Source organism: [Clostridium] ammoniilyticum (assembly GCF_025566905.1).
Classification (GTDB): Bacteria; Bacillota_I; Bacilli_A; order Erysipelotrichales; family Coprobacillaceae; genus Faecalibacillus; species Faecalibacillus intestinalis.
Window position 1 is genome coordinate 1 of sequence record NZ_JAOQJR010000015.1, and the last position, 21,329, is coordinate 21,329.

24 protein-coding genes and 1 tRNA gene are annotated in these 21,329 nt (G+C 29.8%); 7 read left to right on the top strand and 18 right to left on the bottom strand.

The features are described from left to right. Window positions 1-3: 3 nt before the first annotated feature. Window positions 4-79: transfer RNA gene (locus tag OCV55_RS11750), tRNA-Val, on the bottom strand. Between the two features lie 185 nt (window positions 80-264). On the opposite strand from OCV55_RS11750, the gene galE reads away from it, so the two are divergent. Continuing rightward, window positions 265-1,266: a UDP-glucose 4-epimerase GalE gene (gene galE, locus OCV55_RS11755; protein WP_032089669.1), complete on the top strand. Its 1,002-nt coding sequence runs from the start codon at window positions 265-267 to the stop codon at window positions 1,264-1,266. A 74-nt stretch (window positions 1,267-1,340) separates the two neighbouring features. Next, a complete protein-coding gene (locus OCV55_RS11760) occupies window positions 1,341-1,760 on the top strand; it encodes a hypothetical protein (protein WP_032089668.1) in 420 nt (139 codons plus the stop codon). A 28-nt stretch (window positions 1,761-1,788) separates the two neighbouring features. On the opposite strand, the gene alr is transcribed toward OCV55_RS11760, so the two are convergent. Then, on the bottom strand, window positions 1,789-2,889 hold the full coding sequence (gene alr / locus OCV55_RS11765; RefSeq protein WP_147580715.1) for an alanine racemase: 1,101 nt from the start codon (window positions 2,887-2,889) through the stop codon (window positions 1,789-1,791). A 60-nt stretch (window positions 2,890-2,949) separates the two neighbouring features. Continuing rightward, entirely contained in the window at window positions 2,950-3,930 is a 981-nt protein-coding gene (locus tag OCV55_RS11770; RefSeq protein WP_147580716.1) for a LolA family protein, read from the bottom strand. A 94-nt stretch (window positions 3,931-4,024) separates the two neighbouring features. Here OCV55_RS11770 and OCV55_RS11775 point away from each other — a divergent pair, with 94 nt between their 5' ends. Continuing rightward, window positions 4,025-4,228, top strand: coding sequence for a DUF378 domain-containing protein (locus tag OCV55_RS11775; protein WP_032089665.1), 204 nt, complete (start codon window positions 4,025-4,027; stop codon window positions 4,226-4,228). Window positions 4,229-4,233: 5 nt separating this feature from the next. Here the strand turns inward: OCV55_RS11775 and OCV55_RS11780 are convergent, their stop codons facing one another. From OCV55_RS11780 to OCV55_RS11790, 3 genes are all read right to left on the bottom strand, one after another. Further along, on the bottom strand, window positions 4,234-4,854 hold the full coding sequence (locus OCV55_RS11780) for an HAD family hydrolase (RefSeq protein WP_147580717.1): 621 nt from the start codon (window positions 4,852-4,854) through the stop codon (window positions 4,234-4,236). Continuing rightward, the gene (gene deoD, locus OCV55_RS11785) at window positions 4,855-5,553 is read right to left on the bottom strand and encodes a purine-nucleoside phosphorylase (protein ID WP_032089663.1); all 699 of its coding nucleotides are present in this window, start codon (window positions 5,551-5,553) and stop codon (window positions 4,855-4,857) included. 64 nt (window positions 5,554-5,617) lie between these two features. Continuing rightward, on the bottom strand, window positions 5,618-6,082 hold the full coding sequence (locus OCV55_RS11790; RefSeq protein ID WP_032089662.1) for a hypothetical protein: 465 nt from the start codon (window positions 6,080-6,082) through the stop codon (window positions 5,618-5,620). A 164-nt stretch (window positions 6,083-6,246) separates the two neighbouring features. On the opposite strand from OCV55_RS11790, the gene OCV55_RS11795 reads away from it, so the two are divergent. From OCV55_RS11795 to asnB, 4 genes are all read left to right on the top strand, one after another. Next, on the top strand, window positions 6,247-6,612 hold the full coding sequence (locus tag OCV55_RS11795; protein WP_022002286.1) for a hypothetical protein: 366 nt from the start codon (window positions 6,247-6,249) through the stop codon (window positions 6,610-6,612). 14 nt (window positions 6,613-6,626) lie between these two features. Beyond that, window positions 6,627-7,055 carry an NfeD family protein gene (locus OCV55_RS11800; protein ID WP_022002287.1) on the top strand — a complete coding sequence of 143 codons (429 nt, stop codon included), beginning with the start codon at window positions 6,627-6,629 and terminating at the stop codon, window positions 7,053-7,055. Window positions 7,056-7,067: 12 nt separating this feature from the next. Continuing rightward, window positions 7,068-7,979 carry an SPFH domain-containing protein gene (locus OCV55_RS11805; protein ID WP_032089661.1) on the top strand — a complete coding sequence of 304 codons (912 nt, stop codon included), beginning with the start codon at window positions 7,068-7,070 and terminating at the stop codon, window positions 7,977-7,979. 71 nt (window positions 7,980-8,050) lie between these two features. Continuing rightward, window positions 8,051-9,865 (top strand): asparagine synthase (glutamine-hydrolyzing), encoded by a 1,815-nt coding sequence (asnB, locus tag OCV55_RS11810; protein WP_032089660.1) that lies wholly within the window; start codon window positions 8,051-8,053, stop codon window positions 9,863-9,865. Here the strand turns inward: asnB and OCV55_RS11815 are convergent. The 12 genes from OCV55_RS11815 to OCV55_RS11870 form a co-directional block, all read right to left on the bottom strand. Continuing rightward, on the bottom strand, window positions 9,862-10,236 hold the full coding sequence (locus tag OCV55_RS11815; RefSeq protein WP_147580718.1) for a hypothetical protein: 375 nt from the start codon (window positions 10,234-10,236) through the stop codon (window positions 9,862-9,864). The two genes, asnB and OCV55_RS11815, sit on opposite strands and share 4 nt — an antisense overlap. A 40-nt stretch (window positions 10,237-10,276) precedes the next feature. Continuing rightward, complete coding sequence (gene aroD, locus OCV55_RS11820; protein WP_032089658.1) at window positions 10,277-11,044, bottom strand: type I 3-dehydroquinate dehydratase; 768 nt, start codon at window positions 11,042-11,044, stop codon at window positions 10,277-10,279. A gap of 107 nt (window positions 11,045-11,151) precedes the next feature. Continuing rightward, window positions 11,152-11,760 (bottom strand): V-type ATP synthase subunit D, encoded by a 609-nt coding sequence (locus OCV55_RS11825; RefSeq protein ID WP_022002292.1) that lies wholly within the window; start codon window positions 11,758-11,760, stop codon window positions 11,152-11,154. A 2-nt stretch (window positions 11,761-11,762) separates the two neighbouring features. After that, window positions 11,763-13,205, bottom strand: a complete 1,443-nt coding sequence (locus tag OCV55_RS11830) for a V-type ATP synthase subunit B (protein WP_117850885.1) — start codon at window positions 13,203-13,205, stop codon at window positions 11,763-11,765. A gap of 12 nt (window positions 13,206-13,217) precedes the next feature. Then, on the bottom strand, window positions 13,218-14,969 hold the full coding sequence (locus OCV55_RS11835; RefSeq protein ID WP_147580719.1) for a V-type ATP synthase subunit A: 1,752 nt from the start codon (window positions 14,967-14,969) through the stop codon (window positions 13,218-13,220). Between the two features lie 11 nt (window positions 14,970-14,980). Next, on the bottom strand, window positions 14,981-15,577 hold the full coding sequence (locus tag OCV55_RS11840; protein WP_022002295.1) for a V-type ATP synthase subunit E: 597 nt from the start codon (window positions 15,575-15,577) through the stop codon (window positions 14,981-14,983). An 11-nt stretch (window positions 15,578-15,588) separates the two neighbouring features. After that, complete coding sequence (locus tag OCV55_RS11845) at window positions 15,589-15,897, bottom strand: V-type ATP synthase subunit F (protein WP_022002296.1); 309 nt, start codon at window positions 15,895-15,897, stop codon at window positions 15,589-15,591. An 18-nt stretch (window positions 15,898-15,915) separates the two neighbouring features. Then, window positions 15,916-16,350 carry an ATP synthase subunit C gene (locus OCV55_RS11850; RefSeq protein ID WP_022002297.1) on the bottom strand — a complete coding sequence of 145 codons (435 nt, stop codon included), beginning with the start codon at window positions 16,348-16,350 and terminating at the stop codon, window positions 15,916-15,918. A 20-nt stretch (window positions 16,351-16,370) separates the two neighbouring features. Beyond that, entirely contained in the window at window positions 16,371-18,278 is a 1,908-nt protein-coding gene (locus OCV55_RS11855; RefSeq protein WP_147580720.1) for a V-type ATP synthase subunit I, read from the bottom strand. Next, window positions 18,269-19,633, bottom strand: a complete 1,365-nt coding sequence (locus tag OCV55_RS11860) for a V-type ATP synthase subunit I domain-containing protein (protein WP_147580721.1) — start codon at window positions 19,631-19,633, stop codon at window positions 18,269-18,271. Before OCV55_RS11860 ends, OCV55_RS11855 begins: the two co-directional genes overlap by 10 nt. 11 nt (window positions 19,634-19,644) lie before the next feature. Next, window positions 19,645-20,676: a V0D/AC39 family V-type ATPase subunit gene (locus tag OCV55_RS11865; protein ID WP_048924892.1), complete on the bottom strand. Its 1,032-nt coding sequence runs from the start codon at window positions 20,674-20,676 to the stop codon at window positions 19,645-19,647. A gap of 11 nt (window positions 20,677-20,687) precedes the next feature. Beyond that, window positions 20,688-20,996, bottom strand: a complete 309-nt coding sequence (locus OCV55_RS11870; protein ID WP_022002301.1) for a hypothetical protein — start codon at window positions 20,994-20,996, stop codon at window positions 20,688-20,690. Window positions 20,997-21,329 lie beyond the last annotated feature (333 nt).

The following is a 21,329-nucleotide window of genomic DNA, read 5'->3' on the forward strand; positions in this document are numbered from 1 at the left end:
TAATGGTGGAGGCTAACGGGCTCGAACCGCTGACCCTCTGCTTGTAAGGCAGATGCTCTCCCAACTGAGCTAAGCCTCCTTGACTAGTGCCCATTTATAATAACATCTCTATACCTTTACGTCAACAGTTTTTTGTAATTTTTTTTATTTTTTTGTTAAATTTATTTTTTTACCTATTCTATTTTCTTTTTTCACCTTTTTATTATGTTATTATTTGTTATAATAGAATCGTAAAATAAGCAAGATGCTATGGAGGATATAAAAATGAAAGTACTCGTTGCTGGTGGTGCTGGTTATATTGGTAGCCACATTTGTGTAGAGTTATTACAAGCAAATCACGAAGTTGTAGTGATTGATGATTTCTCTAACTCAAAACCAGAAGTCTTAGGATATATTAAAGATATTACTGGAAAAGAAGTAAAGTTTTATGAATTCAATATTTTAGATGAAAAGAAAACAGAAGAAGTTTTTAAAGAAAATGATTTAGATGCTGTTATTCACTGTGCTGCTTTTAAAGCAGTTGGAGAATCTGTTGAAAAACCTATTGAATATTATACAAACAATTTAACAACAACTTTAATTGTTGCTAAAATGATGAAAAAATATCATGTCAACAATATTGTTTTTTCATCAAGTGCTACAGTTTATGGAGATCCTGAAGTGGTTCCTCTTACTGAAGATTGTAAATTAGGTGAAACAACAAATCCATATGGAGCAAGTAAAGCAATGATGGAAAGAATTTTAACAGATGTACAACATGCTTGTCCTGAAATGTCAGTTACTTTATTACGCTACTTCAATCCAATTGGTGCCCATGAATCTGGATTACTTGGAGAAGATCCAAAAGGTATTCCAAATAACTTAATGCCTTATATTATGAAAGTAGCTGCTGGAGAGCTTCCTTGTTTAGGTGTCTTTGGTGATGATTATGATACACCTGATGGTACAGGTGTACGTGATTATATCCATGTTGTTGACCTTGCTAAAGGACATGTTCTAGCAATTGAAAAATACAACAAACCTGGATTACATATTTGTAACTTAGGAACTGGTCAAGGATATAGTGTTTTAGAACTTGTTCATGCTTTTGAAAGAGTAAATGGTGTTAAAGTAAAATACGAAATCAAACCTCGTCGTGCCGGAGACATTGCTACATGTTATGCAGATCCTACAAGAGCTAAAGAAGAACTTGGTTGGGTTGCTACTAGAGGCATTGATGAAATGTGTAGAGATACATGGAACTTTGCTAAAACAAGAATGAAATAGCCTCTGGCTATTTTTTTTATTGTTTATATAGGTGAAATTTGATATTATAGAAAAGTATAAAAGGAGGAACTTCTATGGATTTTTTTAAAAAAATCGGGAAAGAAGTGAGCGTCTTTGGGCTTGTATTTGTAGTTTTTATTGCATTATTTGCTTATAGACAAGCAACACATGTTGAACTTTCAACAATTTCCCAAGATAAATTAGAAGAAAAAATCAAAGATAAAGATAGTTTTGTAGTCGTTGTAGGTAGTGATAAGGATAATACGACATTAAACTACAAAAATGTTTGCTTAAAATATTTAGAAAAAAATCATAGTGATAAAATTTATTATGTAAATTTAGCTAAAGAAAATAATGCAACAACATACATTCAAAAAACTTTTAAAACAGATGACGGAACAATTCCTTCAACATTCGTTATGAAAAACGGAAAAGTAAAAGTTCAAAAATCTGGTTCTTTATCATATTATAGAATTGCTGAATTATTTAAATAAAAAGCGAACTCATATTTGAGTTCGTTTTTTATAACAATTCTTTTACTTGTCCATCTTGAACATAGACCCTTGGTACACGTTTAGAAATCAAACATAAAACTTCATAAGAAATCGTATCTAGATCTTTCGCCATACTTTCAAGAGAAATATGTTCACCAAAAATTTCCACTCGATCTCCTATTTTTACATGTTCATCTACTCTAACCATCATTTGATCCATACATACACGTCCTACAATTTCATAATACTTACCATTGATATATACTTTACGCCCTTGATTTTTTCTAATAAAACCATCTGCATAACCAATTGGTAATGTTGCAATGTATTCATCTTCTTTAGCCGTATATGTTAAACCATATCCCACTTGATCTCCTGCTGGTATTTTTTTAATCATTGCTACTTTTGTATAAAGTGACATTACTTGTTTGAATTTTGTTTCTTCTTCACCATTTGGTGAACATCCATACATAGTAATTCCTAATCTTCCCATATTTGATTTTTCATCATGATGATAGGTCATTGCTGCTGAATTACAACAATGAATATATTTGAATTTACAATTACCTATCATTTCATAAAATAAACTTCTTTGTTTTTCAAAAGCAACATCATCTCCATCAGCTGTCGCAAAGTGTGTAAAGATTCCTTCTACATTAAATTTATCAGGATCAACTAGTTTTAATAAAGTTGATAATTCTTCTTTAGACATTAAACCAATACGATGCATTCCTGTATCTAATTTAATATGCACTTTTAATGTTTGTCCCTTATCAATTAAATGATCCAATAATTTTAAATAAGCAACTGAAACCATTGTTAAAGAAATATCATATTTAATAGCTAAATCAATATCTTCTTTACTTGTTGGAATAGCTCCTAAAATCAATATCCCTTTATTAATTCCTAATTCTCTTAACTCAATTGCTTCTTGAAGTGTTGCAACAGCAAACATTTCAATATAATCAATATCCTTTAAAAAACTAGCAACTTCTTTATACCCATGACCATAAGCATCCGCTTTAATCACAGCCATCAACGGTCTTTTAAATTCACTATGTGCTAATTCAACATTATATTTTAAATGGTCTAAATCTACAATTGCATACGTGTCACGCTTTAAATTCATAAAGACACCTCCAAACAATAGTATAATCCAACCCATTTCATAATTCAATTTGAAATCTCTTTATTTTGTCGATGAAGTTTGCATACTTGTCATGACTGAAAGCATTTCTTCTTTCGTTAAATCTTGTGAATATAAAGAACACATCATTCCATGATACATCATCGATAATTTTCCAGGTTGATAATATGCAAACCCATCTATTAAATCGATCACTTCATCATTAGAAAACTGCATTACTTGTTGATCATTTACTTGTGTTTCTACCATTGTAAAACTTTTATCACCACTAAATTTTAAAATATGATTTTTATCCCCTTCTATTGAAGACACTGTTTCACTTTCTAATTTAGCTCCTAATAGAGAAACTGGATATAAAACATCATTATTTGCGGATGTTTTGACATCCCTTTTTGATTCTTTCAATGCTTGATTTTGATTAAAATGTTTCTCTTTAAAATTTTTATTTTTATGAAATTCATTTACTTTACAAGTAACAATTTCTGTCTCATCTTGATCTAGACATAAAACAATCAATGGTTTTAATTTTTTATCAAAAATAACTTCTTGTTTAACAATTCTTGTATCATTAGGGTATTTCACCTTTGCTTCTACTTGATATCCTTTTTCAATCTTTTTAACTTTATTATTTTCTAATAATTGAATTAAATAATGATAAATATATGGTTTTGGACTATTTTCAGGCCAATCACTTTGAAATTTAAACATTTGATTAAGTGTTGGTGTTAAAACATAGACTCCTTTTTTATTTTTTATAATGATTTGTGATTGATTTAAACTTTTATCATAAAGTTCTACTCGATAATATTTTTGTTTATCTTTTTTTAAATAATCTACTTTTACTTCATAACTTTTAAGTTCATCATTTTGTGTCATTTCCATATCACATACAAGTTGATAAGAATTCATACTTTTAGCTTCTTTTAACGTTTCATCCAATGAATTATTTTTAAATTTAAAAAAAACAACAATACCTATTGCACAAATGACTAAACCTATAATGACAATATATAATTTTTTCAAATCTATCCCTCCATTATAAAAATATTCTTTATTTATTTTTATATGTATAAAATACAAATTTACGGGATAGACTCTATTTAAGGAGGTTAAGAAAATGAATGCATTACAAAAAACAGCACTTGTTTTTACTGTGATTGGTGCTATTAATTGGGGTCTTATTGGCTTATTTAATTTTAATTTGGTAGATAGTTTATTTGGTCAAAATAGTTTTTTATCAATGCTCATTTATATTGTTGTAGGAATAGCTGGACTCATTAATATTATGCTTTTCTTTACGGACTTAAATATAAAAGAGTAGCTAAGCTACTCTATTTCAAATGTGGACATATGTCCATCTTTAGTATCAATTTTAATACGATTTTTTACCATTTTTAACATTGGAATATCATGTAAAGAATCCGAATAGGCATAAGATAAGTCATAATCTATTTCTAGATTATGATTTTTTATCACTTCTTGGATTCTTTTTACCTTTTCTTCATTTTTACAATTTTTTCCAATCATTTGACTTGTATATTTACCATCTTTAATGTCTGTTTTAGTTCCTAAAATTTCATCTACTGGTAACTTACAAAAACGAAGATAAGCTTCTACAGAAGCACTACATATATAAATCGTATACCCTTCTGCCTTTTTCTTTTTTAATTCTTCAATGACATTTAAATAATAACAAGGTTCTAATACTTCTTGATAAAACTTTTCAATCTCTTGATCAGACATCTTATCTAATGGATATAACCATGCTGATTTTGCTTTATTAAAGGGTTCTATCTTTAATAGATATAAAGCATAATGATAAACCACTTTTAATAATTTAAAAACAGATAGTGGATGTTTTTTTAAATAATACTTTAAAAGTTTTCCACCAGAATCTCCATGAATCAAAGTATCATCAAAATCAAAAAATGCAAATTTAGTTAACACCTATGCAATCTCCAAAGCAACTTCCATCATTGCTGTGAAAGTTTTTTCTCTTTCTTCTGCAGTTGTTTCTTCATTTGTTACTAATGAATCTGAAACAGTTAATAAAGTTAATGCTTTTTTACCAGCGTAAGCTGCATTTGCAAATAAAGCATAAGATTCCATTTCTGTAGCAAGGCATCCCATTTTAATCCATTTATCTGCTTTATTGTCTGCATGATAGAACAAATCAGAAGATAGGACATTTCCTACATGATAAGTTAAATTCTTTTCTTTTGCTTTTTCTACAGCTTTTTCTAATAAACTATAATCAGAAATAGCTGAATAAGTTCCTGGTAATTCATATTGATGTGCATAATTTGAATCTGTACAAGCACCTTGTACAATAATGATATCTCTTAAATGAACATCTTCTTTAAATGATCCACAAGAACCAATACGAATAATATTTTCTACATCATAAAAATGAAACAATTCATAACTATAAATCCCAATACTAGGCATTCCCATACCCGAACCCATAATAGAAACTTCTTTTCCTTTATACGTTCCTGTATAGCCAAACATGCTTCTTGTCGCATTAAATTGTTTAACATTTTCTAAATACGTTTCTGCTAAATATTTTGCACGTAAAGGATCTCCTGGCATTAAGACAGTTTTTGCGATATCTCCTTTATTTGCTTGATTATGTGGTGTTGACATAAACACTTCCTCCTTTATTTTCTCCTTAAAGTTTAACATATTCTTTTTCAATTGATAATAACTTTTAAGAATTTTGTACTTTTCCATCCTTTAAATAATAATATGTTTCAATTTCAGAAGCCTCATTCAATTCTTTTCCTTGTATAGCTCTAACAAGATGTTCAACATAATCATCTTCATTACCTGCACCTAAAATAGCCATATACCCTTCTAAAAAGACCATTGGTCCATAACCGTAATCATCTTCGTTAAAATCAATGATTTGATCAATATGATTTTGATAACTTTCTTTCATTTCATCAAGCGTTTGTTCATCATCCATATCGTAAGCTTTTATTTTCATATGTTTACCAAACTCTTTTTTTATTGCTGGAAGAACATTCTTTTTAAAATGTTGACAATTTGAACAATCTTTTAAATAAAAATAAGTTAATTGATATGTCTCTTTCCATTCATTTTTTTGATTTTGACAACCAACTAATGGTACTAATAATAAAATAATTAATAGAATCTTTTTTAATTTTTTCATTGTTTCACCTTTTCTATTTATAATGTTTTCTTTTTATTTTTTAATTATACATCAATTATTTTTGAATGGAAAGTGATGTGATGAGGGATAAATAATATTAATAATAATATATATTGAATAAAAATAATATATATAATATAATACAAGTAGAAAGGATGATAGCTATGGCATTTGTATGGTCAACAAATGAAATTTCAAAGAAAACAGTTACTATTTATAGTACAAATCTCACTTTAAACACAGCTGCTTGTAAACATTTTGAAAATGTTCAATATGTATTATTAGGAGTTGATAAAGAGAACAATTTATTAGGAATCAAGCCAGTTGATAAAACAGCAATAGATGAAGGAATTTATCCAAGTGATCAATTGCATCGTATTTCAATTGGTAAAAGTTATGGACGTGTTTCTAATAAAAATTTTATTGAAAACCTTGCTAGAGAATATCATTTAGATTTAAGTGATAAACAAGGTCTAAAGTATCCTGCAAATTTTGATGTTGTTCACCAAATATTAACAGTTAATCTATAAGGGAGGGATAGATCATGATGTTATGGATATGGCTAGGCGTTATCATTGTAACTGCTATTATTGAATTAGTTACAATCGATTTAGTAAGCATCTGGTTTACACTTGGTGGAATCGGTGCCTTAATTGCCTATGCATTAGGTTTAAATCAAACCATTCAAATTATTATCTTTATCATTTTAAGTGTTATTTGTATTGGAATCAGCAGACCTCTTGCTAAGAAATACTTAAGAACACAAACAGTCAGTACAAACTATGATCGTGTTATTGGTCAACATGGACTTGTTTTAAAAAGAATTGATGCTGATACAAGAGGAGAAGTTAAGGTGCTTTCTATGGAATGGTCCGCTTCTAGTGTAGATAATTCTACTTTAGAAGAAGGAGATTATTGTGAAATTCTTGCTGTAGAAGGTGCTCATCTTGTGGTTAAAAAAATTAATAAATAAAGGAGAAAGAAAATGAGTATTATTGGTTTAATTTTAATTATCATTGTTTTAATTATTATTGTCAGTGTTATTGCATTTGCAATTCGTATTGTTCCTCAATCAAAAGCTTATGTTGTAGAAAGAATCGGTGCTTATAATCGTACTTGTAGTGTTGGACTTCATATTTTAGTTCCATTTTTAGATCGTGTTGCTAATAAGGTTTCTTTAAAGGAACAAGTTGTAGACTTTGCGCCTCAACCTGTTATTACTAAAGATAATGTTACAATGCAAATTGATACAGTTGTTTATTATCAAATTACAGATCCTCGTTTATTCACATATGGTGTCGATCGTCCTATTAATGCCATTGAAAACTTAACAGCAACAACTCTTCGTAATATTATTGGGGATTTGGAATTAGATGAAACTTTAACATCTCGTGATATTATTAACTCACGTATGAGAAGTATCCTTGATGAAGCAACTGATCCTTGGGGAATTAAAGTTCACCGTGTTGAAGTTAAAAATATCATTCCACCTCGTGATATCCAAGAAGCTATGGAAAAACAAATGCGTGCTGAACGTGAAAGACGTGAAGCTATTTTACAAGCTGAAGGTAAGAAAACAGCTGCTATCTTAAATGCTGAAGGGGATAAACAATCAACGATCTTAAGAGCGGAAGCTGAAAAAGAAGCAGCCATCGCTAAAGCTGAAGGTCAAGCAGAAGCATTACGTTTAGTTTACGAAGCACAAGCAAAAGGTATTACTTATATCAACGATGCACATCCAGATCAAGCTTATGTCACTTTACAAGGTTTTAAAGCTTTAGAAAACTTATCTAAAGGTGATGCTACTAAGATTATTATTCCAAGTGAATTACAAGGAATTGCAGGATTAGCAACTACTTTAAAAGAAGTTGTAACTGAAAAGAAAGATAAGGAATAGTTAAAAACAGTCTTCGGACTGTTTTTTCATATTCTTTTTTTTATGTCATATAGTGTATAGGGTGAATAATGATGTGTGGAATTTTATGTTTATATAATCAACAAAGAAATGTCTTAGATGATTGTGGAAAATTTAATAAAATGCTCCATTTATTAGACCATCGCGGTCCTGATGATATGCGAACTTATTTTGATCAACATGTTTTATTAGGTCATTGCCGTCTTTCAATTATTGATTTAAAAGGAGGTATGCAACCTTTAGAATATACTTATCAAGATATTACTTATCGCATTATTTTTAATGGTGAAATTTATAATATGAATGAGTTAAAGAAACATCTTATTGATTTAGGTTTCCATTTTTATAGTCAAAGTGATAGTGAGGTTTTACTTGTCAGTTTTATTGCTTATAAAGAAAAATGTTTAAATATGTTAGATGGTATCTTTTCATTTGTTATATCTTATGAAAATAAAATCTTTGCTTGTCGTGATCATTTAGGTGTAAAGCCTCTCTTTTATTATTTAAAAGATGATGATTTAGTCATTTCAAGTGAAATTAAAGCTATTTTAATGTACATTGGAAAATGTGTTGTTGATAAAACAGGAATTAAAGAATTACTAGGTTTAGGTCCTAGTTTATCACCAGGAAGTACACTTTATAAAGATATTTATAGTTTAAGACCTGCTCATTATTTATGGTTTGATGGTGAGCATTTAATGATTGAAAGATATTGGTCTTTACAAAAAAAAGCACATCTAAAAAGTTATGAAGAAACTGTTCAAGATGTACGCTTCCTTGTAAATAAAAGTATTCAAAGACAATTATTAAGTGATGTACCTATTTCTTGTATGTTATCTGGTGGTTTAGATTCGAGTATTATTACAGCTATAAGCAGTCAATACGTCAATCATATTTCAACCTATAGTATTGATTACTTAGACCAAGATAAATATTTCCAACCCTATGATTATCAACTTACAAAAGATAGTGATTATATTGATTTAATGGTCAATCGTTATCATAGTCACCACAATAATGTCGTTTTATCACAAAAGAATTTAATTATTTTTTTAAAACAAAGTTTAATGGCTAGAGACGCTCCAGGAATGGCTGATATTGATTCTAGTTTTCTATTATTTTGTAAAGAAATTAAAAGAAATCATAAAGTGGTTTTATCTGGTGAATGTGCAGATGAAATTTTTGGAGGTTATCCTTGGTTTTATAAAAAAGAACTTTATAGTCTAGATTCATTTCCATGGATTAGAGATATTGATCAAAGATTAGAACTTCTTAATGAAAATATAAAAAAATTGAACATTAAAGAATATGTTCAAAGTAAATATTATCAATCACTTAATGAAATAGACTACCTCGATCAAAGCTTTTATGATACCAATAAAAGAAAGATGATTTATTTAAACATTGAATGGTTTATGCAAACACTCTTAACACGGAGTGATAGCCAATCTATGTATAACGCTGTAGAGCTTCGTGTACCCTTCGCTTCAAAAGAAATCGTTGAATATATGTACAATGTCCCTTGGACCTATATGTTTAAAGATCAACAAGAAAAAGCTGTTTTACGTGATGCTTTCAAAGACTTCCTTCCTCAAGAAATCTATAATCGTAAGAAAAATCCTTACCCTAAAACTCATTCTCCATTTTTCCTTACTTACATTAAAAATCTTCTCTTAGAAACACTTAACGATAAAAATAACATTCTTTATCAACTTTTTGATATTAAAAAACTTAAACACTTTATTGAAAACAGCGAAAGCATTGAAGTTCCTTGGTTTGGTCAACTCATGATGGGACCACAACTCCTTGCCTATTTTTATCAAATTTATATGTGGGGTAAAATATATCATGTAGAATTAGAGCTTTAATAAAGCTCTAATTCTATTTCTTGACTATTTAAACGAATGTCTTGTAGATATTCGTTTTTTACTCTTATTTGTGTATTATTCACAGATACTTGAGGAATGTCTTTAACCCATTCTTGTAACATTTTAGCATAGTTAAGCTTTAAAAAACCATAACGTATACTTCCTTGACTATCAATAATAATATCATCATTAACATAGGGTCTTGCATCTATGTGTATTTTAGTTTCAATTCCTTTATAGACTAAAACCATTCTTATTTGAATATACTGATCTATTTTTATTTGGATATCTTTTAGCTTTCCTTTTTCTATAAAGAATCGTTTATAAATGATCCAAACAAGTTTTTCTAAAGTTTTTACATCAATTTTCATAATCTCACCACTTTATTATATGTATAAAAAATCAAGAAGCTTAAGCTTCTTGAATATTTTTATGAATAATATCTAACATTTGATTCAATTCTTGATAATCAATTTGTCCTGGAGCACTTGCTTTTCCTACAGAAGCAAAAGTAATTGCACTACCGAATTGTTCACCTACTAAACGTGAAGTAAGTCCAATAGATGACATTGACATTGTCACAATTGGTTTTTGAGCATATTCATGTTTAGCTTGAACTGTAAATGAAAGTAGATTTAATAAATCTTGATAATCTTCTGGCATAACTGCTACCTTCATAATATCTGCTTCTAAAGAATCCATTGATCTAAATTTTTGCATCAATGAATCAACTTCTGGTGTTCTATCAAAGTTATGACTTGACATCAACATATATTTACCAGCATCATGAATAAGTGTTCTTAATTCAATTGCCATATTTGTTCCTAACGCTAATTCAACATCGTAAATATCAAATGCATTTGCTTCAACTGCTAATTTATAAACATTGAAATAATCTTTAGGATCAATTTCAACTTCTCCACCTTCTGCAGCTGTACGAATTGTTAGAATAACTGGTTTTTGTATTTGTAAGGCAGCAATGTTTAAAAATAAATTTCTTAATGCATCTTCTTGATGAATATTTTCATAAAAATCTATTCTTAATTCGATCATATCTACTTCTAATTCATTAAATTCTTTTAATTTATTTAGAATTGCTTCATCATGGCTTTCTACGATAGGAACACATACTTTAGGTTTTCCCTCTCCAATGATGACTCCTTTAATTTCAATACTCATATTTACACCTTCTTTGATTATTTAATAATTCAACAGCATAATAATATCATATTTTTTTATTAGAGTGTTAATTTTTTTATAATTTGCAAAAAAAGCATTAAAATTAATTAATGCTTTTGATTTTTTATAACTTTTTGTCTTGAAAATTCTTCACGTTCTTTTTCTTCAAGAGATTCACTAATAAATTTAATTGTTTCTTCAAAACGTGGAATTGAAATATTTTTTAAGGCATTCGCACGTTTTTGTGTTTTTCTAATGGTATTTGCTAGACGATAAACTGAGTTTTCAACTTCTGCTAAAACAACAGTCAATTCTTTAACACGATAGAAACATTCATAAGCATAGTCTACTTTTGAATTAGAACGATCCATGTTATAACTACATACCATTGGTTGTTTATGGTAAGTAATTTTAGGAATTTCTACACCCATAACACTTCGATAAGCAATACTGATTCCATAATCAATAGGTGTTGCTGTAACTAAGTCACTAATCAACCCTAAAGAGATATTTGCTTCTTGTAAAGCATCGTAAGCGTTTTGATAAGCTTCCGTAATTTCATCTCTGACCATTTTAACATCATCTAATAATGACATCATTTCTTTAATAAGAACATTTCTTTTCTTATCTAATAAATCATATCCAAGAACAGCTAATTGTAATTGTTTCTTTGTAGAAATTAAATTTCCTTTTGTTGGAACAACTTTTAAAGCCATAATTAATCACCTGCTTCTTGTAATTCTTTGATGATTGATTTTTCTTTAATATGGAAACGTTTTACAGCACGATCATGATCATAATGCTCATCTAATAATTTGTTATCTAGACGATCAAGTGCTTCTCTTGGTAAAACAGAAACTAAATCCCATCCTAAATCTAATGTTTCTTCAATTGATCTATTGGCATCGAAACCTTGATTTAAGAAATGTTGTTCAAATAGTTTACCAAATGATAAATATTGTTTATCTAATGGAGATAATTCATCTTCACCGATAACTGATGTTAATGATTTAACATCTTGTACGTGAGCGTAACATGCAAATAATTGGTTAGCAATGTCTTGGTGATCGCCACGTGTGTATCCTTCACCGATACCATCTTTCATTAAACGTGAAAGTGATGGTAAAACATCAACTGGTGGATAAATACCTGCTGAGTTTAATTCAGGTGACAAAGTAATTTGTCCTTCAGTGATATATCCAGTTAAGTCAGGAACTGGATGAGTAATATCATTGTTAGGCATTGTTAAAATAGGGATTTGTGTTACAGAACCTTCTGCCCCTTTAATAATACCAGCTCTTTCATATAAAGAAGCTAAGTCAGAATATAAGTAACCTGGATAACCTTTACGTCCAGGAATTTCTCCTTTACTTGAAGAGAATTCACGTAACGCTTCACAATAGGAAGTAATATCTGTATAGATAACTAATACGTGCATATTTTGTTTATAAGCTAAATATTCAGCAGCAGTTAAAGCACAACGTGGAGTTAATGTACGTTCAATGATTGGATCATTTGATAAGTTTAAGAACATAACAACTCTTTCCATAACTCCTGCTTCTTTAAAGCTACGTTTAAAGTAGTTTGCAACGTCATTTGTAACACCCATTGCCGCAAAGACAATGGCGAAACCTTTTCCTGATTCATCAGCAACTTTTGCTTGTTTAACGATTTGTACAGCTAAACGGTCATGTGGTAAACCTGAACCAGAGAAGATTGGTAATTTTTGTCCACGAATTAATGTAGCAAGACAGTCAATTGATGAAATACCTGTATTGATATAGTTACGCGGATAAACACGGCTTACTGGATTTAATGGTAAACCATTGATATCCATCATTTCTTCTGCATAAATTTCACCTAAACCATCGATTGGTCTACCAGCACCATTGAAGACACGTCCTAAAATTTCTTTAGAAACAGGTAATTCCATTGGTCTACCTAATAATTTTGTCTTTGTATTTTCTAGTGATAAATCATTTGTTCCTTCAAATACTTGGACAACGATTTTTTCACCTTCAATTTGGACAACACGTCCAGAACGTGTTGTACCATCTTTTAATTGAATTTCAACCATTTCGTCGTAAGAGGCACCTTTTACGTGATCTAAAACGACTAATGATCCATTGATTTCATTTAATCCTACATATTGTAGTGCCATTTTTATTTCCTCCTACGCTACAGATTTTAATGCATTATCAATATCTTGATAATAAGTATCTAATTTTTCAATATGATCATTTGGAATATCATATTTCATTTTAATTAATTGTTCAAAAATACCAGTTTCACTAATTGCTCGAACAACTTTACCTTGAGCAACAGCTTCTTGACATTTTTTATTTAAATATAAGATAACATCCATCATCTTTAATTGTTTAGCAAGTGGTACGTATGTATCATCCTTATGGAAGGCATTTTGTTGTAAATAACCAACACGAACCACTTTTGCGATTTCCATCACTAATTTTTGATCTTCTGGTAAAACATCAGGTCCCATTAAGTTAACAATTTCATTTAATCTTGATTCTTCAGCAAGAATGAATGAAAGTTGTTGACGATCACTGACGAAATCAGAACCAACATTTTGGTCATACCATTTTTCAAGATCATAAACATAATCACTATAAGATTGTGTCCAGTTAATTGCGAAATAATGACGAGCATAAGCCAAGGCTTTATCTAAGGCCCAGAAACATCTTACGAAACGTTTTGTATTTTGTGTAACTGGTTCTGAGAAGTCTGCTCCTTGTGGTGATACGGCACCGATGATTGAAACAGAACCTTCTTGTCCATTTAAAGTTTTCATGTATCCAGCACGTTCATAGAATTGTGATAAACGTGATGGTAAGTAAGCTGGGAATCCTTCTTCAGCTGGCATTTCTTCTAGACGACCAGAAATTTCACGTAACGCTTCTGCCCAACGTGAAGTTGAATCGGCCATGATTGCACAGTGATATCCCATATCACGATAATATTCAGCTAAAGTAATTCCTGTATAAATACTTGCTTCACGTGCGGCAACTGGCATGTTTGAAGTATTAGCAATTAAGACAGTTCTATCAGTTAATGGTTTACCACTCTTAGGGTCAATTAACTCACTAAATTCTTCAAGAACTTGTGTCATTTCGTTTCCACGTTCTCCACAACCAACATAAATGATAATGTCGGCATCACACCATTTAGCAATTTGGTGTTGTGTCATTGTTTTACCAGTACCGAAACCACCTGGAATAGCAGCAGTTCCACCTTTAGCGATTGGGAATAATGTATCGATAACACGTTGTCCTGTTACTAAAGGAATAGAAATTGGTAAACGTTCTAGAGTTGGACGTGCTTGTTTAATTGGCCATTTTTGACATAATGTACATTCATGAATTTGACCATGTTCATCTTCAATTTTCATTACGACATCATTGATTTTATATTGACCATTTTCTTTTACTTCAACAACTTTACCACTTAAAAGTGGTGAAAGCATACATCTGTGTTCAATTAAATCTGTTTCAGGACATTTTGCATAGATGTCTCCACCTTTTAAAACATCTCCTACTTTTACTTTCATTGTAACGTCCCATAATTTTTCAACATCAAGTGAATCAACATCGCTTCCGGCTTCAATAAAAGCACCTGATTGTTCAGCGATGGCTTTTAATGGACGTTCAATCCCATCAAAGATATTTCTTAAAATACCAGGACCTAATGTAACACAAATTGGTGATCCTGTAGAAATAACAGGTTCTCCTGGTTTTAAACCAGTTGTTGTTTCATATACTTGGATAGTTGTTAAATCTTTAGAAATTGAGATAACTTCACCCATTAATTTAGCATGACCAACATAAACCATTTCTAACATTGAAAAGTCTTTGGCATTTTTTACTTTAACAACGGGACCATTAATAGAATAAATTACATTTTCACTCATCTTTAATCCCCCTATTTAATCATCAATCCAGAAGTCTTATAGAACCAATCTTTTTGAGCTTCTAAATTTGAGTCTAATGATTCATCTACGACAACATTTGTTGTTTTATTTTCAATAATGAATCCACCTAATTGAATTTGTTGACCTTCTTCAACTTCAATTGGTAAAGCATATGCTTTCTTTAAATCATCAGCATATTTTAAATCTTCTTTTCTTACACATAAAACACAATCAGTCATTTGATATTCATCACTTACTGCTTTTACATGACTTGTAAGATATTCAAGATAATTAGAACTATTTACAAATTCAACAAGTTTATTTTTTACTTCTGTAAAAATTGTATTAACATATTCTTCTCTTTTTTCAACTAATTTTTTTAGTCTTTCTTCTAATTGAGCTGAAGCTTCAATACTTGCTTTAGAAGAAATTTCTGCTAATTCTTTATCTAATTGATGCTTAGCATCAATTTCAGCTTCACCTCTTAATTGGTTATAAGCTTCTTGTTCAATTGCTTTTGCTTCATCTAAAATTTCTTTTTCTTCAGCAGATGAAATTTTTTCAATTTCATCTTTGATATAAAGAAAGACTTGATCTTTTTTTTGCATAGCACTTTCTCCTATAACTTAACTCCAATTGCTTCTGAAACATATCTATCAATCGTTTCACCAATTTTAGAATTTCCATGTCTATCTGGAATTTCTACAAGCAATGGTTTTTGTTGTTTTAATTTTATTTCAGAAATAACATCAGGAGCTAATTCAATTAATTTCGTTGTAATTAAAATCACACCTATGGATCTATCTTTCATTTTTGTTTCCAAAACTTCAAGAAAATCACGTCTTTTATGAACAACTTCTCCTTCAATACCAACAAGTCTTAAACCCATCTCAGTATCGACATTGTCACTTATTAAATAAAATTTCATAAAAAATCACTCTCTAAATTAGATTTTGTTGATAATTAAGATAGAGATTAATAAACCATAGATTGCAACCCCTTCACCTAAGGCAACGAAGATTAATGATTTACCAAAGTTCTTTTCATTTTCAGAGAAAGCTCCGATAGCTGCTGGAGCTGCTGCTGCAACGGCAATACCTGCACCTAAAGCAGAGAAACCAGTTGATAAAGATGCTGCTAAGAATCCTAAACCTTGAGCAATTGTACCAGTGATTGTAGCAACTTCACCTGCTGCAAATACACTTGAATTTGACATAGCAACTAATAAGCATAAAACAACGGCACCAGCGAAACCACTGATATGAACACCTAATCTTCTTTTAGCGCTTTGAGCTGATACTTTTCCTGTAAATACTTTAATTAATGGTAATGTTAATAAAACTACTGCAACTAATGGTAATAAAATTTCTAATACTGTCATAATAAATTTCCTCCTTGAATTTAATCTTCCTTAATAGTTTTAAATGGAATTCCATTTCCTTCATAATAACGTGAAAACATTTCATAGAATTCAAGACGTAATACTTGAATACCAACAATCAATCCTTCAAGACACATTACAAAAACGTTTCCTAAAATCAAGACGATGATTTCACCAAATCCTCCTACCATTTCAGCAAGAGTATAAACAACAAGCATCATACCAGCATGCGATAAAACGAATCCCCCAACACGCAAGAATGACATTGTGTTTGTAATAAATGATAAGACTACTTCAAATAATTCGAAGAATCCTTCAACAAAGAATGCTCCAAAACCATTTGGGAACATTTCACCATGTTCTTCTAATTTTCTAATTAACGGTTCTTTTAAGAACATTAAGATAAGTGGTAATACAATTAAAATTAAAATATAGAAAATATTTACAAAATGTTGTCCTGTAAGCATTCCAAGTGCTGCAACAATAACAGCAACATAGAATGTAACCCCACATAAACCATTTTGACTTAAAATCGCTTCACCGATATTTTTCTTTTTAAAGTTCAAAACAATATTGAATGTCATTGAAATAAGAATTAAGACAATACCAAGTCCAATGGCAGCCATTAATAATGTCATTGTATTTTCTGGTGACATTGCATTAAAGAATGAGAAACCTTTGAAATAATCAGATAAGATTTCTTCATTTCCAAAGAATGAACCAAAGAATACACCGAAGATTGCACTGGAAATACCTAAACGAACTCCCACGCCACCTAATTTTAAATTAAATTTTTTTTCAGCAACAAGGCCTACTAAAGAAAGAATAATACCTTGTCCTAAGTCACCAAACATAATACCAAATAATAAAGTATATGAAATAGCAACTAATAATGTTGGATCTACATCATTGTAACGAGGTACACCATACATTTCGACGAACATTCTAAATGGTCTTGCAAACCATGAATTTTTAAGTCTTGTTGGTGGTTCTAGACGTACATCTGATGTAGCAGGTAAAACTTCAAGTTTAACACCATCGATACTTTCAAAAGTGTTTTTGAAATTATCTAAATCATTCTTAGGGACAAATCCATGAACATTTAATTTATCACCTAATTTAACAATATATTTTTGCATTGCATAAACTGAATTTAATTTTTTAGCAACACTATAAATACGTGTTAATTCTTCCATATTTTCTGAAATTGTTTTATCAATTCTATTTTGTAAATCTTGGCTGTATTGTTTAGCTGAATCAGATTCATTTTGAATTTCTTTTTCAGCTAATTCACATGAACCATGAACGAATTCAGGAATATGGATTTTTTCAAAATAAAGTGATGTAAAAACATTATCCACTTCAGGAGCATCTGTAGGTGTCGTCATATACATACACCATACATATTTATCATCTCTTTGAAATGCTTTATAAACAAATGGTAATGTTTCATAATACTCTAACTTTCCTTCATTATTGAGAGGAAGTTTACCGAATCTTATTTTTAAATATTGTGTTCCAAATAATTGATCAAAGTCAATATTAGAACCTTCAACATGATTCAAAGTAATGATAGCTTCATCATTTTCTTCAATCATCTTTGTCAATTCTTTTTTAACAGCATCAATACGGTCAATATCTAAAAATAAATCATCTAAAAATTCTTTAGCTCTAAATACATTAAGTTGCGAATCTGTTTCAACTTCAGGAACTTCAAAATGATATTTTGTTTTCATTTCTTCAATTCTTGATAACAATTCTTCATAAAGATTGTCATTGTTGTAAGCTGAAAGACCAGCAACACTATCCGTAAACTTGCTTGCTAGCTCGGGATGAAAATCATCTCTTTGATAAAGCTCAAGTAACACATCATTACAATTGTCTTTATCAAAATCAAGGCTAATCAAGTTTAATTTCGCTATTGCCATGACAGTCCCCCTTTACTCTTTGTTGATCTTTTTGTCACTTTTTTCACTAAGCTACAAACTAATAATAACGCAATGTTTATAACAAAGAATAATCCAATTTGCATTGCATAGTTTGTACCTACAACAAAGATTGAATTATAAAGTGACATACTATAGAAGACTGTTCCACTTAATAGTCCTCCTATTGTAACAGCAGCTCCTACACGTTGTAGTAACTTACTGATGTTACCTTTAATAATAAATGATAATAGAATAGCTAAAACACCTACTCCTAAATCACCAAGTAAAACAAGTGCTGAAAGCATCATAACCACACCAGCAATCACTGTTGGATCAAATTTTTCACCAGGTTTAAATGTGAATAAGCATTCAAATGGTTGGAAAAGTGTGTTGTTTTCAACATAAACAGGACCTTCAATTCCTTGATCTTGATATGTATCAATAGGAAGTTCATGAATAGTAATTCCAGGAACATTTACAATATCTTCTAATTCATTTTTATTAAATGAACTAAATGCATAAACTGCAGCTTTAGTTTTTAAATCAACTACATATTTACCTTTCTTGTATAACTCTTTCAAACGATATGTTTTCCAAAAGTCACCAAGTAATTGTTCTTCATTTTCTTCTTTCACTTTTTCAATACGTTGATCAAGTTCTTGAAGATACGCTTCCATTGTTTTATCTTCTGCTTTTAATTCAGCAACTGCTTCTTCCATTTTACCATGGGCAAATTTTGGAAGTTTTACTTCTTCAAAGTTCATTGAAGAGAAAATGTTATCAATTTCACCAATACTATGTTCAACGCCACCATAAACAATCCAAGCAAATTGATCTGTATGTGATAATTCTTGATAAACAAATGGATAACTGTCAAAATATTTAATTTTTTCAATTTGTGATAATGGTAATTTACCAAATCTTAAAGCAACATATTTTAATTCATGAATATCATCGATAGAAATACGATCACGATTTAAGCATGAAATCAATTCAATTGCTTCTTGATTTTCATAATAATCTTTTTTAATTCCTCTTTTAATTTCATTAATATCATCTAACTTTTGATGAATTTCTGAAATATAATCTAAAATTTCACGAACATTTAAAAATGCACTTTGAACGGGTCTATCTACTCTTTCAATATGTAAGACATCCATCACATTATAAAGTTCGTCTAATACTTCGTTATATGGATTTCTATCTTCCATAGAAGTTGCATGATCTAAATTAGAAATCACTTTCTTCGCTTTAACTGGATAAATAGAATCTTGATGATTTTCAAGTTTCATCAAAACTTCCATATAATCATCTCTAGAGAAAACAATGTTATATAAATGTGTATTCTTAATCATTTTTTCCCCTCCTATGCATAGATCAATGTATTTTCAATTTTTGAAACAGGTTGATTATAACGAATACCTTCAACAATATGCTTCAAGTTATCTATTTCAATTCTTTGTAAAATACTATAAGTCATATAAACAAGTGGTGCACTGTTTGAAAAACGCATGTATCTTTTTGCGATATTATATTGAATACTATCTGCATAATATTCGATATAGGCAAATTCTTTATCATCCATATAGAAGTTATATTTAGAAGTTGATAATAAAGATAATACTTCTTTAGGACCGCTTGCACTAATTAAACGATTCATCATATCTTTTGGCAATCTTGAATATTGTAAAAAGAGTGAACTTCTGATTGAATCTTCTGATTCATGGAAATATTGTTTATAACGATAGATTTTTGAAATATTCTTTAATTCAATAGAAGTATAGAGAATATTTAATAAATCTTTTTGAACACTTCCTTTGAAGTGTTTTTTAATTGTTTCAACAATGTTTTCATAATAAAGTGATTGTAAGCACATATGAACTTCTTTAACATCAAATGGGACAGAGAAATCAATTTCTTTAAGAACTTTATAATATCTTGTTTTTGAAAGATATTGTAAAAGATCTTTGAATGATTCAATGTTTACTAATCCATCAATATTAAAACTTGTCTTTTTCGCTAAATAAGTAGGAATTGATAAATTAAAGCTATATTGTTCCTTTGCTTGTAAAGAAACAAGTTTATCCATAATTAAATTAATTTCTACTCCAATAATTTCAAATAGATAAAAATCTTCATCAGACTTAGGTGAATATTTCATCAACTTCGCACAACGATGATAATATTCTTGATTTAAACAATCTTCTATTTGACCACGATGAACATGTCTAATATTAATATCTTTTAAAGCATCTGCATAACTTGTTTGAGATTTTAAATAAGAAACAACTTCTCCAATTGTTTGTTTTCTTGTTAAATCAAGATAAACATTCTTATTTAAACGCCCACCATACATTGCTTTAGCTTTTGCACATAAGGCATTTGAAGATAAAGACATCTTTACACCTTCTATTTAGTACATCTCGTAAAGATTTCATCTACCCACTTATCTTTATTTTGAGTAAATAAATCTTCCATATTTTTCATTGATTTATGAAATTCATTTTCTTGTAATTGTGCTTCTTCTTTATTCTTATTCAATAGATCTTGTTTATGCTTTTCAACTTGATCTTGTTGACTATCAATATACTCACTATAAATTGTAGATTTTTGCGACATCATACTTGATTGAGCTTCCGCTTTTTTCTTTTTCGCAAGTTCTACTTTTTCTACGCATTGGCGATCGAATTCTATCAACTTTTGAATAATATCATCCATCTTATTTTCCCCCTTCTTCTTGTCGAGGATTATTGTACTCTCATTCTTTTAAAATTCAACAGATATAGCTTTCAAAAGCACTTTTTATGATAAATTTATGACGAATTTATAAGAATTTATCAAAAATCCTCTTTAAAGAATATATGTAAAAACAAAAGCACCTCCCCTATTTTTGTGTTGTTCATGTCACTTCCTAGAGATGTGGCGCTTGCAATACATACCTTATTCTTTATTTCGCACGTTATTCTACTCCCACTTTTCAATATTTGTCAATAGACAAATTTTCACATTTGCATAAATCCGCCAAAACCTTAGCGTCATGCCACTTTCAGC

What these genes read in the sequence shown, in the direction of transcription:
- OCV55_RS11870 (WP_022002301.1), bottom strand. Translation starts at nt 20,996, where the DNA reads ATGGATGATATTATTCAAAAGTTGATAGAATTCGATCGCCAATGCGTA.
- asnB (WP_032089660.1), top strand. Translation starts at nt 8,051, where the DNA reads ATGTGTGGAATTTTATGTTTATATAATCAACAAAGAAATGTCTTAGAT.
- OCV55_RS11805 (WP_032089661.1), top strand. Translation starts at nt 7,068, where the DNA reads ATGAGTATTATTGGTTTAATTTTAATTATCATTGTTTTAATTATTATT.
- alr (WP_147580715.1), bottom strand. Translation starts at nt 2,889, where the DNA reads ATGAATTTAAAGCGTGACACGTATGCAATTGTAGATTTAGACCATTTA.
- galE (WP_032089669.1), top strand. Translation starts at nt 265, where the DNA reads ATGAAAGTACTCGTTGCTGGTGGTGCTGGTTATATTGGTAGCCACATT.
- OCV55_RS11800 (WP_022002287.1), top strand. Translation starts at nt 6,627, where the DNA reads ATGATGTTATGGATATGGCTAGGCGTTATCATTGTAACTGCTATTATT.
- OCV55_RS11850 (WP_022002297.1), bottom strand. Translation starts at nt 16,350, where the DNA reads ATGACAGTATTAGAAATTTTATTACCATTAGTTGCAGTAGTTTTATTA.
- OCV55_RS11855 (WP_147580720.1), bottom strand. Translation starts at nt 18,278, where the DNA reads ATGGCAATAGCGAAATTAAACTTGATTAGCCTTGATTTTGATAAAGAC.
- OCV55_RS11815 (WP_147580718.1), bottom strand. Translation starts at nt 10,236, where the DNA reads ATGAAAATTGATGTAAAAACTTTAGAAAAACTTGTTTGGATCATTTAT.
- OCV55_RS11840 (WP_022002295.1), bottom strand. Translation starts at nt 15,577, where the DNA reads ATGCAAAAAAAAGATCAAGTCTTTCTTTATATCAAAGATGAAATTGAA.
- aroD (WP_032089658.1), bottom strand. Translation starts at nt 11,044, where the DNA reads ATGAGTATTGAAATTAAAGGAGTCATCATTGGAGAGGGAAAACCTAAA.
- deoD (WP_032089663.1), bottom strand. Translation starts at nt 5,553, where the DNA reads ATGTCAACACCACATAATCAAGCAAATAAAGGAGATATCGCAAAAACT.
- OCV55_RS11860 (WP_147580721.1), bottom strand. Translation starts at nt 19,633, where the DNA reads ATGATTAAGAATACACATTTATATAACATTGTTTTCTCTAGAGATGAT.
- OCV55_RS11795 (WP_022002286.1), top strand. Translation starts at nt 6,247, where the DNA reads ATGGCATTTGTATGGTCAACAAATGAAATTTCAAAGAAAACAGTTACT.
- OCV55_RS11865 (WP_048924892.1), bottom strand. Translation starts at nt 20,676, where the DNA reads ATGTCTTTATCTTCAAATGCCTTATGTGCAAAAGCTAAAGCAATGTAT.
- OCV55_RS11760 (WP_032089668.1), top strand. Translation starts at nt 1,341, where the DNA reads ATGGATTTTTTTAAAAAAATCGGGAAAGAAGTGAGCGTCTTTGGGCTT.
- OCV55_RS11830 (WP_117850885.1), bottom strand. Translation starts at nt 13,205, where the DNA reads ATGGCACTACAATATGTAGGATTAAATGAAATCAATGGATCATTAGTC.
- OCV55_RS11845 (WP_022002296.1), bottom strand. Translation starts at nt 15,897, where the DNA reads ATGAAATTTTATTTAATAAGTGACAATGTCGATACTGAGATGGGTTTA.
- OCV55_RS11825 (WP_022002292.1), bottom strand. Translation starts at nt 11,760, where the DNA reads ATGGCTTTAAAAGTTGTTCCAACAAAAGGAAATTTAATTTCTACAAAG.
- OCV55_RS11790 (WP_032089662.1), bottom strand. Translation starts at nt 6,082, where the DNA reads ATGAAAAAATTAAAAAAGATTCTATTAATTATTTTATTATTAGTACCA.
- OCV55_RS11835 (WP_147580719.1), bottom strand. Translation starts at nt 14,969, where the DNA reads ATGAGTGAAAATGTAATTTATTCTATTAATGGTCCCGTTGTTAAAGTA.
- OCV55_RS11775 (WP_032089665.1), top strand. Translation starts at nt 4,025, where the DNA reads ATGAATGCATTACAAAAAACAGCACTTGTTTTTACTGTGATTGGTGCT.